We start from the raw sequence: 15390 nt of genomic DNA, 5'->3' as shown, positions 1-15390 counted from the left end.
TGTCAGAACCTCTCGGGGTCAAGAAGCGCGATCAGCAGGTAGATCACGAGGGCCGCCGCGATGGCGATCAGGATGACGCTGAGCGTCCCGCCGGCGGTCACTGCGCACGCTTTGTCTGCAACCCGCGCAGCACCAGCGCGCAGAGGCTGAAGGTGCCGATGATGAGCGCCACGTAGGCCAGATCAGCCATGACAGTTCCTTTTCGAAAGTCTCACGCGCGCCGTCCATCGGCGTGCGCCGTCCCCGTTTTCGGGCACAGTGCAGCGTGCTCCCGGACGAGGGCGAATAGGGACTTCCTTACGGCTCGCTAACGCCGCCACCTGGGCTGTTGACGCCTTCTTTACGCGCTTGCGCCTGTGCGCGCGTCGCACCCCAACAGGGGTACAACGCGCGCACAGTTCCGTGGCGGTCAGACGACAGCGGTCTCCCCCGCGAGCCGACCGACCGACGCGGGCACCGGGGTGTCCCCGTCCACCCAGGGCGCCGGAATCGGTGCGCCCGCCACGGTCCGCAGCGGCACGACGCCCGCCCAGGCATCGCCGACTCGGTTGGGTTCGCTCGGCGGGGCGTTGCGTACCTTGACCGTCCACCCGCCCGCGCTGATCGGCAACGCGATGGTCAGCGTGGCCGCGAGCTCCTTCTTGGTGTGGCCGCGCACCTCGGCACTCCGTCCCGGGATCAGGGCGTCCGAGAGTGCGTTCAGCGCGTCGGCGGACTCATCCCGCGTGAGCGCGATCAGGTGCCCGCGCACCACGGCGGATCGGTAGTTGGCCGAGGAGTTGAAGAGGTTGTCCGCCACCACGATTCCGTCGAGCAGGGCAACGCAGAGCGCGGCGGGTGCGCCCGACGCGACCTGGCGTAGTGCCCCGGCGCCGGTGGACCCGTGCAGAATGATCCGGTCGCCGTCCCTGGCATAGAGCATCGGAACCGCCCACGGCATGCCGTCGACGACGGTGGCGAGGGTGCCCACCGCCGCTGCATCGAGCACGGCGTCGAGCTGGGTTCGGTCGAGCATCGAGCGTTCGGGGTGCCTGGTGATTGTGTCCACCCCACCAGCCTCGTCACATTCTGGCGCGGCCAACAGGTCCAGAATTGCCAATCTGCATAGTCCAGTATTCTCCGAGCATGGCCCGCCACCCCCGCGACGTCCAACTGACGCTGACGCTGCCTCCCACCGGCGCCGCTCTCCGGCACCGCATCTCGGAGGCGATCATCGACGCGATCCGGCTCGGCCGGCTACACCCCGGCGACGCACTGCCGCCGACCAGGGCGCTCGCCGCCGAGCTGGGCGTGTCCAGGGCAGGCGTGGTCGAGGCCTACGACGAACTCTGCGCGGCCGGATATGCGTGCGCGCGGCCGGGATCCGGGACCCTGATCGCGCCTGGGGCCGATGCCGCGGCCGCCGCGGGTGCCGGCTCCCACGTGTCGGACCGCCCGACGCCGGTCCCGGACACCGGCCCGACACCGACAGCCCCGACCTGGGACCTCACCCCGGGCTGCCCGGACACCGGCCTCATCTCCCCCGACGACTGGCGGCGCGCCTGGCGGGCGGCCGCGGCGGCACCGATCCGCCCGCGCTCGCCCGGCTCGACCGGCCATCCGGTGCTGCGCCACGCGCTGGCCCTGCACCTGCGCCGCACCCGCGGGATTCTCGCCCACCCGGACGAACTGGTGGTCGTCCCCGGTGTCGACTCCGCGCTGCGCACCCTCGCCGCGGCCGCGGACCTGGCCGGCAGGGACGTCGCCTTCGAGGAGCCGGGGTACCGCAACGCCCGCCGGACACTCGAGCTGTCCGGGGCCCGCCCGCGGCCGATCGCGGTCGATGCCGACGGTCTCGACCCGGCGGCGCTCCGCGAGACCGATGCCGCCGTGTATTGCACTCCGGCGCACCAGTATCCGCTCGGCGCCCGGATGCCGGTCGCCCGTCGCGCCGGGCTGGTGGGGCGGGCGGCCGCCTCCGGGACGCTGATCATCGAGGACGACTACGACGGCGAGTTCCGCTACGACGTCTCCGCACTGCCTGCCCTGCGCAGCATCGAGGGCGGACGCGAGCACGTCGCCTACCTCGGCACCGCGTCGAAGATCCTCTCGCCCTCGATCCGCCTTGCCTGGCTGCTCCCCCCGCCCGCCCTGCTCCAGCGGGTGCACGAATCGCTGCGCCGCACCGGCGAGAACTGCTGCGGGGTCACCGGACTCGCACTGGCCCACTTCATCGAATCCGGCGCCCTGACCCGGCACCTCGCCCGGGCCTCGCGCACCTACTCGGCGCGGCGGGCCGCCCTGGTCGGTGCACTCCGGAGCCGCCCAACCCTGATGGACCGGCCGGGGGTCGACCTCGCGGGCATCGAGGCCGGGCTGCACGTGGTGCTGCGCCTGCCGGACCACGCCGACGACGACGCCATCGCAACCGAACTCGGCACCAGGGGCATCGCGGTGCCCGGCCTGGGTCCCTACCGCACCGACGCGGCGGGTCCACGGGGCCTGATGTTCGGATACGCGCAGTTACCCGAGACCCAGGCCGACGCCGTCGCCGGTGCGATCGCGGAGGTGGTCGGCAGGCATCTCGCCCGCTGACTCACGGCTGCTCATCCGGCTCCTGCTCGAGGACCTTCTCCAGGAAGTCCTTGAGCTCCTGGATCGCCGACGCGCCGGGGATGGCGCTGAGACTGGCGAGGGCCGCGTTCAGCGCGGCCAGGAGGGTTCGAAAGATCCGCCGCCCGATCGTCCCGCCGCCGCGGACGACCCCCATCACCTCGCTGCGGCCTGCCAGCTCGATCACCGCGAGCTTGAAATCACGCATGGCGCCGTCCCAGCCCGCCGATCCCAACGCGTCGATCACGGTGTCGGCGGGGAACTCCCGGCTCTCGCCGCTGAGCGCGCGGAGCGCCTCCGCCCCCTGATTCGCCACGAGTTGTTCGACAGCCGAGGCGAACCGGCGTCGGAGATCCTCGTCGGGCAGCACGGCGCGCTCCGCACCGCTGTCGTCACCGACGGCCGCGTCCGGTTGCGCCGACCAGCGCAACACCAGCAGCACATCGTCGACGAGCTGGCGCACGATGAGCATGTCGTCGTAGTCGGCCACGAGACCTCCTCGCCGAAGGACACCCGTCAGTGTGCGCGTCGCGGGTCGGGGTCTACAAGCCTCGCGGCCGTGGCTGGCACTTCGGGCAGCTGTAGGAGGACCTGTTCATGAACTTCTCCCGCCGGATGGGCGCACCACAGCGCGGGCACGGACGGTCCTCGCGGCCGTAGGCGGACAGCGACCGGTCGAAGTACCCGGACTCCCCGTTCACGTTCACGTACAGCGCGTCGAACGAGGTACCGCCCTGCGCCAGCGCCTCGCTCATCACCTCGGTGACCGAGCCGAGCAGCAGGCGCACCTGTGGGCGGGTCAGCCGGTCAGCAGGTCTGTTCCCGTGGATCCCGGTGCGCCACAACGCCTCGTCGGCGTAGATGTTGCCAACCCCGGACAGTACCGTCTGATCCAGGATCACCCGCTTGATCTCGGATCCCTTCGCCCGGATCGCGGCGACGACCGAATCCGCGTCGAACAACGGGTCCAGCGGGTCCCGCGCGATGTGGGCCACCGGCTCGGGCAATGCCGTCCCGTCCACGTCGACGATCGGCGCCAATGCCCAGCCGCCGAAGGTGCGCTGGTCGACAAACCGCAACTGTGACCCGCTGTCCAGATTCGCCAGGATGCGCAGATGCTTCTCGCGCGGCGCGGCCGGCGGCTGCACCAGCATCTGGCCGCTCATCCCGAGGTGCACCACCACGGCGAGGTCGCCGGGCGCCAACTCGAGCCAGAGGTACTTGCCGCGACGGCTGGCGCCGACGACCCCGAGACCGGCAAGCTGCGCCGCGAGATCGTCACCGCCGAGAAGGTGCCTGCGGACAGCACGGGGATGCAGGACCTCGACGGCATCGATCCGGGAACCGACGACGTGGGCCTCGAGCCCGCGCCGGACCACCTCGACCTCGGGCAGCTCCGGCACGGCGTCAGCCGACCTGGTCGGAGTCGTCCTCCGAGAGGGACTTCCAGGCGGTGCTGGCCGCCTTCTGCTCGGCTTCCTTCTTCGACCGTCCGACACCGACGCCGAGCGCATCCCCCGCGACCAGCACGGTCGCGGTGAACTCCTTGTCGTGATCGGGCCCGGTCGCACTGATCTCGTAGACCGGCACGCCCGCGCCACGCTCCGCGGTCAGCTCCTGCAGGCTGGTCTTCCAGTCGAGACCCGCGCCCAGCTTGGGTGCGCGCTCGAGGAGGTCACCGAACAGCGAGAGCACGACGGTCCGCGCCGTGTCGATGCCGTGCTGCAGGTGCACGGCACCGAGCAGCGACTCCATGCCGTCCGCCAGGATGCTCGCCTTGCCGCGGCCCCCGGTCATCTCCTCGCCCTTGCCGAGCAGGAGATGGGCACCGAGACCACCCTCACCGAGATCGCGTGCGACCTCCGCGAGTGCGTGCATGTTGACGATGCTGGCCCTGATCTTGGCCAGCTCACCCTCGGACTTCTCCGGATGCGCGACGTAGAGCTTCTCGGTGATGGTCAGGCCGAGCACCGAGTCGCCCAGGAACTCGAGCCGCTCATTGGTCGGCAACCCGCCGTTCTCGTACGCATACGAGCGGTGGGTCAGCGCCAGCGTGAGCAGCGGTTCGTCCAGGACAACGCCAAGAGCGGCGAGGAGGGAATCATGATCCCCCTCGCCGCCGGCGGGTGCTGCGTTGCTACTTGTCACTGCGCGACTAGACCGCAGCGGTGACCTGACGACCCTTGTAGGTGCCGCAGGACGGGCACGCAATGTGGGGCAGGGTCTTCTCGCCACAGCCACGGTTCGGGCAGGTGATGAGGGTGGGCACAGTGGTCTTCCACTGGCTGCGACGCGACCTGGTGTTGGACCGCGACATCTTGCGCTTGGGGACAGCCACTTCTACTTCTCCTCGGCTTCAGTGTTCACACGACTCTTGCTGGGCTGGGATGATGCATCCTCAGCGTCGAACTTCCCCGCGAGGGCAGCCCAGCGAGGATCCAGTATCTCATGTCCATGCCCAGATTCTGCAATCGCCAGACGAACCCCACATTCGGGGCACAGTCCCTGGCAATCTTCGCTGCACAATGGCTGCAGCGGAAGCGCTAGCCCGGCCGCATTCACGATGACCGGTTCGAGATCGATCAGGTCATCGACGATGCGGTAGATCTCATCTTCTTCGGTGGTCGCCTCGGTGGTGCTGTTCGGGTACGCGAACAGCTCGGTGAGGTAGAGGTCGAGCTCGGCGTCGAACGGTTCGAGGCAGCGCGAGCACTCCCCCTCGGTGGCCGCCCGGACGGTGCCGGTGACCAGCACGCCCTCCGAGACGGACTCAAGCCGGAGGTCGAGTGCGACGTCACCGCCGACCGGCACCGCGATCATGTCGAGGCCGATACGGGAGGCGGCGGGCACCGTGCGGGTGACCGTGGTCATCGACCCGGGACGGCGCCCCAGACTGAGGATGTCCAGCACAAGACCGCCCTCGTGAAGACGGGGCGAACCGGAACGATGCGAGGACACGCGAATACTCTTTCGTCAGCGAAGAAGGGGATGGGCAACCACTCAACGGTACGCGATGGGGTGCCCCAATGGAAAATCTGCAGCAGGCGACCCTCGGCTACCGGTGACGGCTCGACCGGCTGGGTCGCTCGTCGGGCTCGTCGTAGTCGGGGATCCCGGAGCCGGTCCGCAGTTGCTGGCGGCCGCGGCCAACGGAGCGGATGGTCCCGCTGAGGAACTCCTCGAACTCGGCGAGCTTGCCGTCCACGTACAGGTCGCATTCGCCCCGCAACCGGTCCGATTCGGCGTGCGCGGAATCGATGACCCGAGCCGACTCCGAGTGCGCGGCCTGCACGACCTCGGTCTGCGACACCAGCCGCTCCTGCTCGGCGCGGCCGTCCGCGACCGACCGCTCGTGTGCGGCGCGGCCGGATTCGACCAGGCGCTCCGCCTCGGCCGCGGCCTGCCCGGTGAGGCTGTCGTATTCGTGCTGCCCCTCGGCGATGGTCCGGTCCGCCTCCTCGCGCGCGTCGGCGACGAGTTCATCGGCGTGTGCCTGCGCCTCGGAGACCATCCGGTCGGCCTTCGCCTTGGCGTCGGCGAGGATCCGGTCGGCGTTGTCCCGCGATTCGGCGAGGGTGGCCGCCGCCTCGGCGTCCGCGCTCGAGACCGCCTGCTCGGCGTGCGCGCGGGCGTCGCCGACCAGCTTGTCGCGGTGGTCGAGCACGTCCTGCGCGTCGTCGAGCTCGCCCGGGATCGCCTCACGGACGTCATCGAGGAGTTCGAGGACGTCGCCGCGGGGCACCACGCACCCGGCCGTCATCGGGACACCGCGCGCCTCTTCCACGATCGCGACGAGCTCGTCGAGCGCCTCGAATACCCGGTACACGCCAAACCCCAATCGTCGACGACGGCTTACGAGACCAGTCTGCCCGTCGCGCCGCTCACCGGCGCGCCGCCACGCCCAGTGTGTCGAGGATCAACCGTTACGCGGTCGGCCCCGCGGCGCGCTCCGCCAGCCGGGCCAGCAGCCGCTCGTGCACCTTCGCGGGCAGCATGTCCGCGACGTCACCGCCGTAGGTCGCCACCTCCTTGACCAGCGAGCTGGAGAGGTAGCTGTAGCGCGGGTTCGTCGCGATGAAGAGGGTGTCGACGCCGGTGAGCTTGTGGTTCATCTGCGCCATCTGCAGCTCGTAGTCGAAGTCGTTGGCGCCGCGCAGGCCCTTGACGATCGCGCTGGCCCCATTCGCCTTCGCATAGTCGACGAGGAGTCCCTGCCAGGAGTCGACCCGGACGTTCGGCAGGTCCGCGACGGCCTCGCGCAGCATCTCGAGGCGTTCGTCGATGCTGAACAGCCCCTTCTTGTTCTTGTTGATCATCACCGTGACGATGACCTCGTCGAACTGAACCGCCACCCGGCCGATCACGTCGAGGTGACCGTTGGTGATGGGATCGAAGGACCCGGGGCAGACCGCACTGCTCATGACTGCAGACCGTAACAGGCGATCTCGATCCGGGTCTCGCCATACTTACGCACCCGGTCGGCCGACAGTCCGGACGGCCACACGGTCGCGGGCGATCGCGAGGACCGTTCGAGGACGACCAGCGAATCCTCCCCGATCCAGCCCCCGTCGACGAGCGCGCCAAGCACCGATCCGACCTCGTCCTCGCCCATCGCGTACGGCGGGTCGATGAAGACCAGGTCGTACTCGCGATCGGGCGTGCCCGCGACGACCGCGGCCACCGGCGACGACCGCACGAGCGCGCCCGGCAACCCGAGTGTCGCCACGTTCTCGCGCGCCACCGCGGCCGCCTTCGCGTCCGATTCGACCAGCACCACGTGCTCGGCGCCCCGCGAGAGTGCCTCCAAGCCAAGCGCTCCCGACCCCGCGAACAGGTCGAGCACGGCGGCGCCGTCGAGATGCATCCGGGCGTCGAGCGAACTGAACAGCGCCTCGCGCACACGCTCCGAGGTGGGCCGGGTGCCCTTCGGCGGGACCCGGAGCCGGCGCCCACCCGCGGCGCCGGCGACGATCCGGGTCACTGCGGCCCGTCCTCCTCCGTCGACACCACGGAGATCACGGTCAGCAGGTCGCCGCCCTCGACCTGCTGCACCGGGGTGATCGCGAGCCTGCTCACGACGCCACCGCGGGTTGCGGTGATCGCCGCCTCCATCTTCATCGCCTCGATCGTCGCGACGGTGTCGCCCGCAGCGACCTTCTGTCCCTCCGCCACGACGAGGGTGACGACGCCCGCGAACGGCGCGGCCACGTGGCCGGGGTTGCCCCGGTCCGCCTTCTCCGCGGCGGGGACCTCGCTGGCGATCGAGCGGTCGCGCACCGACACCGGCCGCAGCTGGCCGTTGAGGATGCACATCACCGTGCGCATGCCGCGCTCGTCGGGTTCGGAGATCGCCTCCAGCCCGATGAGCAGCTCGACACCGGGGGCCAGCGTGACCCGGTGTTCCTCGCCGCGGCGCAGTCCGTAGAAGAACTGGTTCGCCGACAGCCGCGAGGTGTCGCCGTACTTCTCGCGGTGCTCGAGGAACTCGCGGGTCGGGCCGGGGAACAGCAGCCGGTTCAGGGTGCCGCGGCGCTCGGCAGGAGAACCGTCGAGTCCGGCCTGGTCGTCCGCGGTCAACGGCGTCTCGGGCTTGGCTTCGCCGCGGCCCTCGAGCGCCCTGGTGCGGAACGGCTCCGGCCAGCCGCCTGCCGGGTTGCCCAGTTCGCCGCGCAGGAACCCGATCACCGATTCCGGGATGTCGTATCCGGCGGGGTTCTCCGCGAACTCGTCCGTCGACACGCCCGAGCCGACGAGGTGCAGCGCGAGGTCGCCGACCACCTTGGAGGACGGGGTCACCTTCACCAGGCGGCCGAGCATCCGGTCCGCAGCCGCGTACTTCGCCTCGACCTCCTCGAACTGGTCGCCCAGCCCGAGCGCGATGGCCTGCTGGCGCAGGTTCGACAGCTGACCGCCGGGGATCTCGTGCGTGTAGACGCGACCGGTGGGGGCGGGCAGCCCGGACTCGAACGGCGCGTACACCTTTCGCAGCGCCTCCCAGTACGGCTCGAGGTCGCACACGGCCTGCAGATCCAGGCCGGTGTCCCGCGCCGAATGGGCGGTGGCCGCGACGATCGCCGACAACGCGGGCTGGCTGGTGGTGCCCGCCAGCGCCGCGCTCGCGCCGTCGACGGCGTCGGCTCCCGCCTGCCACGCCGCCAGGTAGGTGGCCAGCTGGCCGCCGGGGGTGTCGTGGGTGTGCACGTGCACCGGCAGGTCGAAGTTGCTGCGCAACGCCGACACCAGGGTCGCGGCCGCCGGTGCCCGCAGCAGTCCGGCCATGTCCTTGATGGCCAGCACGTGGGCGCCCGCGTCGACGATCTGCTCGGCCAGCTTCAGGTAGTAGTCGAGGGTGTAGAGGTCCTCGTTCGGGTTCGACAGGTCACCGGTGTAGCTCATCGCGACCTCGGCGACGGCGGTGCCGGTCTCGCGGACCGCGTCGATGGCCGGCCGCATCTGGTCGACGTTGTTGAGCGCGTCGAAGATCCGGAAGATGTCCACGCCCGTCGAGGTGGCCTCGCGCACGAACGCGCGGGTGACCGACTCGGGGTAGGGCGTGTAACCGACGGTGTTGCGGCCGCGCAGCAGCATCTGCAGGCAGATGTTCGGCATCGCCTCGCGCAGCGCGGCCAGCCGCTCCCACGGGTCCTCGTGCAGGAAGCGCAGCGCGACGTCGTAGGTCGCGCCGCCCCAGGCCTCCACCGACAGCAGCTCGGGGGTCATCCTGGCGACGTGACCGGCGACGTCGAGCAGGCCTCCGGTGCGCACCCGGGTCGCCAGCAGGGACTGGTGCGCGTCGCGGAAGGTGGTGTCGGTGACACCGAGCGCGTCCTGTGCACGCAGCGCGGCGGCGAAGCCCTCGGGCCCGAGCTCGATCAGTCGCTGCTTCGAGCCGGCGGGCGGCGGCGTGGTCAGGTCGATCTTGGGCAGCTTGTCGCGCGCGTAGACCGTGGTCGGGCGCTCGCCGTGCGGCTTGTTTACGGTCACGTCGGCGAGGTAGGTCAGGATCTTGGTGCCGCGGTCGGCCGACGCCCTCGAGGTGAGCAGTTGTGGGCGCTCCTCGATGAACGAGGTCGTCACGTTGCCCGCGCGGAAGTCGGGGTCATCGAGGACGGCCTGCAGGAACGGGATGTTGGTGGCGACGCCGCGGATCCGGAACTCGGTCACCGCCCGGCGCGCCCTTGCGACGGCTGCGGGCAGGTCCCGGCCGCGACAGGTGAGCTTGACGAGCATCGAGTCGAAGTAGGCGCCGACCTCGGCGCCCAGGTTCGCGCCGCCGTCGAGGCGTACGCCTGCACCGCCGGGGGTGCGGTACGCGGTGATCCGGCCGGTGTCGGGACGGAACCCGTTGGCCGGGTCCTCGGTGGTGATGCGGAGCTGCAGCGCCGCGCCGCGGAGCTTGATCGAATCCTGGGACAGGCCCAGATCGGCAAGCGTCTCGCCGGAGGCGATCCGCAGCTGCGCCTGCACCAGGTCCACGTCCGTCACCTCCTCGGTGACGGTGTGCTCGACCTGGATGCGCGGGTTCATCTCGATGAACACGTGGTTGCCGCGGGTGTCGAGGAGGAACTCGACGGTGCCCGCGCAGCTGTAGTTGATCTCCTTGGCGAACGCGACCGCGTCGGCGCAGATCCGCGCGCGCAGTTCCTCCGGGAGGTTCGGCGCGGGCGCCAGCTCGATCACCTTCTGGTGTCGTCGCTGCACGCTGCAGTCGCGCTCGAACAGGTGGATCACGTTGCCCTGACCGTCGGCCAGGATCTGCACCTCGATGTGGCGCGGGTCGACGACGGCCTGCTCGAGGAACACGGTGGCGTCACCGAAGGCGGACTCCGCCTCGCGGGCCGCGGCCTCGATCGCCTCGCGCAGCTGGGCGCGCTCGGCGACCCGGCGCATGCCGCGGCCACCGCCGCCTGCGACCGCCTTGACGAACAGCGGGAACTGCATGGACTCGGCGGCGGCGAGCAGCTCGTCCACGTCGGCGGACGGCGCCGACGAGGAGAGCACGGGGAGGCCTGCCGCCTTCGCGGCGGCGATCGCGCGGGCCTTGTTGCCGGTGAGCTCGAGCACCTCCGCGGACGGGCCGACGAAGGTGATGCCCTCGGCGGCACAGGCCGCGGCCAGGTCCGGGTTCTCGGAGAGGAAGCCGTAGCCGGGGTAGATGGCGTCGGCGCCGGACTTCTTCGCAGCCGCGACGATCTCGGCGATCGACAGGTAGGCCCGGACCGGGTGCCCCTCCTCCCCGATCTGGTAACTCTCGTCGGCCTTCAGACGGTGGACCGAGTTGCGGTCCTCGTACGGAAAGACAGCTACGGTCCCCGCGCCCAGCTCGTAGGAGGCGCGGAATGCCCTGATCGCGATTTCCCCGCGATTGGCAACCAAAACTTTAGAGAACATTGCTGAAAATTACCCTTGCTCTCGTACCGCTCGCCGGACGGTGTCCTAGCATCCGGGAAATTCCCGCATACTCGACCCGCTGTAACGATGCAGTACGCTACCGGCCCCCACCTCACAGGGATACGGCACCCACCGTGAGCTGCGGATATACGACTCGATCACAACTCTTTCGCAGGGTTCGCAGATGGCCCGAACGGCGGGCGAACACCCCCGCAGCGAGCTGGTCGACCGCTCCCGGTCTGCCTCATATACTCGTCAGTGCAATCGGTCCGCCCGGTGTGGTCATGAGGAGCCCCGAAGTCCCCGCCCGGCGTCGAAGCACGTCTCCCTTGCCTATGAGGAGAGAGGTGTGAGAGGGAACCCGGTGAGAATCCGGGACTGTCCCGCAGCGGTATGCAGGAACGACCGCCGTCACCATGCACTGGACTTCGCGTCTGGGAAGCGACGGCCACTAGGACCGGTGTCGATCACCGGGCGCCTGCGAGTCCGAAGACCTGCCGACTGCGTCGGGCACGCCGTGCCCGACGGTCCACCGCCTCGTGGAATGGGCGAGTAGATCGGATCGCCGTTGACTGCTGCCCGCACGCGGGCGCCACCTGGGCTCGGTCCGTGCTCTCGTCTGCCGGTGGTGGCCACCCCGCTGTCAGCAACTGGAGAACACCGTGACATCCACCTTCACCGCAACCGTGCTGGGCTCCCCGCGCATCGGTCCCCGCCGCGAACTCAAGAGGGCCGTCGAGTCCTTCTGGGCCGGCAGTCTCGACGCCTCCGCGCTCGATGCCGTCGCACGGGACCTACGCACACAGATCTGGACCGAACTGCGCGACGCCGGGATCGATTCCGTTCCGGTCAACGTCTTCTCGTACTACGACCAGATGCTCGACACCGCCGCGATGCTCGGCGCCCTGCCGGAGCGGGTCGCCGGCGAGTCGACGGCTCTGGATCGCTATTTCGCGGCCGCCCGCGGCACCGCCACCGTCACCCCACTCGAGATGACGAAGTGGTTCGACACGAACTACCACTACCTGGTCCCCGAGATCAGCTCCTCGACCCGGTTCACCCTCGACCCGTCGAAGGTGCTGGGCGAGGTCGAGGCGGCGCAGGCCCTCGGCATCGCCGCGCGACCGGTGCTGATCGGGCCGGTCACCTTCCTGCTCCTGTCGAAGGCGATCGACTCCGAGTCCTCCCTCCTCTCCCGGGTCGGGGAGCTGCTCCCGCTGTACTCCGCGCTGCTCGGGCGGCTGGCGGACGCAGGCGTCGAGTGGGTTCAGATCGACGAACCAGCGCTGGTCGCCGATCGCACGGAGTCCGAGATCGCCACCGCTGGCGAGGTGTACCGGTCGCTGTCCGCGCTCGAGCATCGGCCCGCGATCCTGCTCGCCTCCTACTTCGGCGACCTCGGCGCCGCCCTGCCCGCGCTGGCGAAGACCGACATCGAGGGTCTGGCGGTCGACCTCGTCGCGGGCGACCAGGAGGCGCTGGCCGGAATCCCCGAACTCGCGGGCAAGCACCTCGTCGCCGGGATCGTCGACGGGCGGAACATCTGGCGCAACGACCTGGCCGCATCCCTGACGACGCTCGAAACCCTGCGCGGAAGCGTGGCTTCGGTCGCGGTCTCCACCTCCTGCTCCCTGCTGCACGTGCCGTACTCGCTCGAGAGCGAGAGCGAACTCGACGACGCCCTGCGGTCCTGGCTGGCCTTCGGCTCCGAGAAGGTGCGCGAGGTCATCACCCTCGCCACCGGCCTGCGTTCCGGTCGCGAGGCCGTCGGCGAGGAGCTGGCGCAGGCGGCGTCCGCGAAGGCCACCAGGGCGGCCGATCGACGGCTGCACGACTACGCGATCCGGGCGCGATTGACCGGTCTGAAGGCGTCCGACGGCGGGCGGCGTCCCGCCGCGGAGCGGCGCGAGGTGCAGGCTGCCGTCCTGCCGCTACCGCAGCTGCCCACCACCACGATCGGCTCGTACCCGCAGACGACCGCCATCCGGGTGGCCAGGGCCGCGCTGCGGAAGGGCGAGATCGACGAGGCCGACTACCTGCGCCGGATGCGCGGCGAGGTGGCCGATGTCATCGCCCTCCAGGAACAGCTGGGTCTGGACGTGCTGGTGCACGGCGAACCCGAGCGCAACGACATGGTGCAGTACTTCGCCGAACAGCTCGACGGCTTCTTCGCCACAGCCAACGGTTGGGTGCAGTCCTACGGGACCCGCTGCGTGCGACCGCCGATCCTGTACGGCGATGTCCGCCGGCCGCGCCCGATGACGGTCGACTGGACCTCGTACGCACAGTCACTGACGCCGCGGCCGGTCAAGGGCATGCTCACCGGGCCGGTCACCATCCTGGCGTGGTCGTTTGTCCGGGACGACCAGCCGCTGTCCGAGTCGGCCGACCAGGTGGCGCTGGCGATCCGCGACGAGACCGTCGACCTCGAAAGAGCGGGGGCGCAGGTGATCCAGGTGGACGAACCCGCGCTGCGTGAGCTGTTGCCGCTGCGGTCGGCGGATCAACCCGCCTACCTGGACTGGTCGGTCGGCGCGTTCCGGCTTGCCACCTCCGGGGTCGCCGACGCGACCTCGATTCACACCCACCTGTGCTACTCGGAATTCGGCGAGGTGATCGGGGCGATCGCCGGTCTGGATGCCGACGTCACCTCGATCGAGGCGGCGCGCTCGCACATGGAGGTCCTCGACGATCTCAACGCGGTCGGATTCGATCTCGGTGTCGGTCCGGGCGTCTACGACATCCACTCCCCCAGGGTGCCCTCGGTCGCGGAGATCGCCGACTCGCTGCGTGCCGCGCTGAAGGCTGTTCCTGCGGAGCGGCTGTGGGTCAACCCCGACTGCGGCCTGAAGACCCGTGGCCGGGCCGAGGTCGAGGCGTCCCTGCGCAACCTCGTCGCCGCGACCGCACTGGTCCGGGCCGAGCTCTAGGCCGGCGCCGCACCTGCGCTCGCCCCGGGCGGGCGTGGGTGCGGCTACGCGTGCGGGTACGGCAGGTGCCCGCTGCTGTTCTCGTTCACCAGGACCGACCGCCCCAACTGCGGGAATGCCCGTTGCGCGCAGGCGGGGCGGTCGCACACCTTGCACCCCGCGCCGATCGGCACGATCGTGGCCGGGTCGTCGGTCTGGATTCCGTGCGAGTACACCATCCGATCGGCGTAGGCGATGTCGCAGCCGAGCCCGATCGCGAAGTTGCGTTCGGGGGCCAGATAGCCGAGGCCGCCGCTGTGCGTGGTCCGGGCCACCCACAGGTAGGTGCGCCCGTCAGGCATCTTCGCCACCTGCGTGTGGATCCGGCCCGGGTTGGCGAAGGCCTCGTGGACCACCCACAACGGGCAGCTCCCACCCACCCGGGAGAAGTGAAAGGCGGTGGCGGACTGCCGTTTGGAGATGTTCCCGGCGCGATCGGTGCGGACGAAGAAGAACGGCACCCCGCGCTGGCGGTGCCGCTGCAGCGTGGACAGCCGGTGACAGATGGTCTCGAAGCCGACCTCGAACATCAGGCTGAGCAGGTCGATGTCATAGCGCAGCGATTCGGCCGAGTCCAGGAACTGGCTGTACGGCAGGATCAGCGCGCCGGCGAAGTAGTGCGCCAACCCGATCCGCGCCAGCGCCGCGGACTCGGCGCTCAGCGAATCATCCTCCGCGACAATAGAGTCGATCGCCTCTGCCTGCGTCAGGAAGGCCAGCTGCATCGCGATCTGGAAGGCGCGCTGACCCGCTGTCAGCCGCCGCGCGAGGGTGAGGGTCGACTTCTTCGCGTCGAAGAAACGCTTGGGACCCAACTGATCCGGTTCATCGGTCCGGATCCGCACCGTCACGCCGTGCCGATCGCGCATCAGCCTCGCGAGCTGCAGATCGAGCGCGCCGATGGTCAGCTCGTTGCGGGTGAACATCTGCTCCGCGGCGTCGTCGAGCCGGGCGATGTGGTTGCGGCGATCGTAGAAGAAATCGCGAACCTCCTCGTACGGCATCGGAACGCGCGCAGAGCCGGCCGGGGCCTCCCCGGACAGCTGCGCCGAGAACTGGTCCAGCTGATCGGTCGCCGCGTGCAGGCGACGGTGCAGCGTCACCAGGGTTCGGCCCACCGCGGGCATGCGGGCCACCAACTCGTCCAGCTCCGCGAGCGAGACGTCGCCGGACTCGGACGTCTCCGCCAGCGCCTGGTGGACATCGGCGACCAGGCGGGCGTCGGAGTCCGCCGCAAAGAACTGGACGTCGAGATCGAACTCGGAGTTGAGCTTGAGGAGCACCGGCACCGTGAGCGGGCGCTGGTCGTTCTCGAGCTGGTTCACGTAGCTCGGCGAGAGTCCCAGCGTCTTGGCGAGCGCCAGCTGCGAGAGGTGCCGCTCCTCACGGAGCCGCCGCAGCCGGGCACCGGCGTACATCTTCTTCATCGATCTCCTCC

14 protein-coding genes and 1 riboswitch are annotated in these 15390 nt (G+C 70.0%); of the genes, 2 read left to right on the top strand and 12 right to left on the bottom strand.

Annotated features, from left to right (window positions below; translation table 11 throughout):
• Nucleotides 1-2: 2 nt before the first annotated feature.
• The gene (kdpF, locus tag ABIC28_RS04295; RefSeq protein ID WP_099459055.1) at nt 3-101 is read right to left on the bottom strand and encodes a K(+)-transporting ATPase subunit F; all 99 of its coding nucleotides are present in this window, start codon (nt 99-101) and stop codon (nt 3-5) included.
• Nucleotides 102-409: 308 nt separating this feature from the next.
• On the bottom strand, nt 410-1048 hold the full coding sequence (locus ABIC28_RS04290) for a pyridoxamine 5'-phosphate oxidase family protein (RefSeq protein WP_269588243.1): 639 nt from the start codon (nt 1046-1048) through the stop codon (nt 410-412).
• 77 nt (nt 1049-1125) lie between these two features.
• Between ABIC28_RS04290 and pdxR the strand changes: the two genes are divergently transcribed.
• Nucleotides 1126-2574, top strand: a complete 1449-nt coding sequence (gene pdxR / locus ABIC28_RS04285) for a MocR-like pyridoxine biosynthesis transcription factor PdxR (protein ID WP_354577657.1) — start codon at nt 1126-1128, stop codon at nt 2572-2574.
• 1 nt (nt 2575) lies between these two features.
• On the opposite strand, the gene ABIC28_RS04280 is transcribed toward pdxR, so the two are convergent.
• The 9 genes from ABIC28_RS04280 to ABIC28_RS04240 form a co-directional block, all read right to left on the bottom strand.
• Nucleotides 2576-3082 (bottom strand): hypothetical protein, encoded by a 507-nt coding sequence (locus ABIC28_RS04280; protein WP_354577655.1) that lies wholly within the window; start codon nt 3080-3082, stop codon nt 2576-2578.
• Nucleotides 3083-3134: 52 nt separating this feature from the next.
• A complete protein-coding gene (gene mutM, locus ABIC28_RS04275) occupies nt 3135-3995 on the bottom strand; it encodes a bifunctional DNA-formamidopyrimidine glycosylase/DNA-(apurinic or apyrimidinic site) lyase (protein WP_097212650.1) in 861 nt (286 codons plus the stop codon).
• Nucleotides 3996-3999: 4 nt separating this feature from the next.
• The gene (gene rnc / locus ABIC28_RS04270; RefSeq protein WP_097212649.1) at nt 4000-4740 is read right to left on the bottom strand and encodes a ribonuclease III; all 741 of its coding nucleotides are present in this window, start codon (nt 4738-4740) and stop codon (nt 4000-4002) included.
• Nucleotides 4741-4747: 7 nt separating this feature from the next.
• Complete coding sequence (gene rpmF, locus ABIC28_RS04265) at nt 4748-4930, bottom strand: 50S ribosomal protein L32 (protein ID WP_077041191.1); 183 nt, start codon at nt 4928-4930, stop codon at nt 4748-4750.
• A gap of 2 nt (nt 4931-4932) precedes the next feature.
• Entirely contained in the window at nt 4933-5502 is a 570-nt protein-coding gene (locus ABIC28_RS04260) for a YceD family protein (protein ID WP_257017545.1), read from the bottom strand.
• 145 nt (nt 5503-5647) lie between these two features.
• Complete coding sequence (locus ABIC28_RS04255) at nt 5648-6418, bottom strand: polarized growth protein Scy-related protein (RefSeq protein ID WP_077041189.1); 771 nt, start codon at nt 6416-6418, stop codon at nt 5648-5650.
• Nucleotides 6419-6515: 97 nt separating this feature from the next.
• Entirely contained in the window at nt 6516-7013 is a 498-nt protein-coding gene (coaD, locus tag ABIC28_RS04250) for a pantetheine-phosphate adenylyltransferase (RefSeq protein WP_097212648.1), read from the bottom strand.
• Nucleotides 7010-7573, bottom strand: coding sequence for a 16S rRNA (guanine(966)-N(2))-methyltransferase RsmD (gene rsmD, locus ABIC28_RS04245; protein ID WP_354577651.1), 564 nt, complete (start codon nt 7571-7573; stop codon nt 7010-7012). Before rsmD ends, coaD begins: the two co-directional genes overlap by 4 nt.
• Nucleotides 7570-10983 carry a pyruvate carboxylase gene (locus ABIC28_RS04240; protein WP_269588246.1) on the bottom strand — a complete coding sequence of 1138 codons (3414 nt, stop codon included), beginning with the start codon at nt 10981-10983 and terminating at the stop codon, nt 7570-7572. Before ABIC28_RS04240 ends, rsmD begins: the two co-directional genes overlap by 4 nt.
• A 303-nt stretch (nt 10984-11286) precedes the next feature.
• Nucleotides 11287-11499: riboswitch (cobalamin riboswitch) on the top strand.
• Between the two features lie 146 nt (nt 11500-11645).
• Here ABIC28_RS04240 and metE point away from each other — a divergent pair.
• Nucleotides 11646-13913: a 5-methyltetrahydropteroyltriglutamate--homocysteine S-methyltransferase gene (metE, locus tag ABIC28_RS04235; protein WP_354577648.1), complete on the top strand. Its 2268-nt coding sequence runs from the start codon at nt 11646-11648 to the stop codon at nt 13911-13913.
• Nucleotides 13914-13957: 44 nt separating this feature from the next.
• On the opposite strand, the gene ABIC28_RS04230 is transcribed toward metE, so the two are convergent.
• Entirely contained in the window at nt 13958-15379 is a 1422-nt protein-coding gene (locus tag ABIC28_RS04230) for a short-chain fatty acyl-CoA regulator family protein (RefSeq protein ID WP_354577645.1), read from the bottom strand.
• Nucleotides 15380-15390: the final 11 nt, after the last annotated feature.

It is taken from the genome of Rhodococcus sp. PvR044 (assembly GCF_040548995.1).
GTDB lineage: Bacteria > Actinomycetota > Actinomycetes > Mycobacteriales > Mycobacteriaceae > Rhodococcus_G > Rhodococcus_G oryzae.
The sequence above is the reverse complement of the archived record's forward strand: the minus strand, read 5'-3'. Positions and strand labels throughout refer to the sequence as shown.

Coding starts and splice junctions, on each gene's coding strand:
- pdxR (WP_354577657.1), top strand. CDS start 1,126: ATGGCCCGCCACCCCCGCGACGTCCAACTGACGCTGACGCTGCCTCCC.
- ABIC28_RS04240 (WP_269588246.1), bottom strand. CDS start 10,983: ATGTTCTCTAAAGTTTTGGTTGCCAATCGCGGGGAAATCGCGATCAGG.
- ABIC28_RS04230 (WP_354577645.1), bottom strand. CDS start 15,379: ATGAAGAAGATGTACGCCGGTGCCCGGCTGCGGCGGCTCCGTGAGGAG.
- coaD (WP_097212648.1), bottom strand. CDS start 7,013: ATGAGCAGTGCGGTCTGCCCCGGGTCCTTCGATCCCATCACCAACGGT.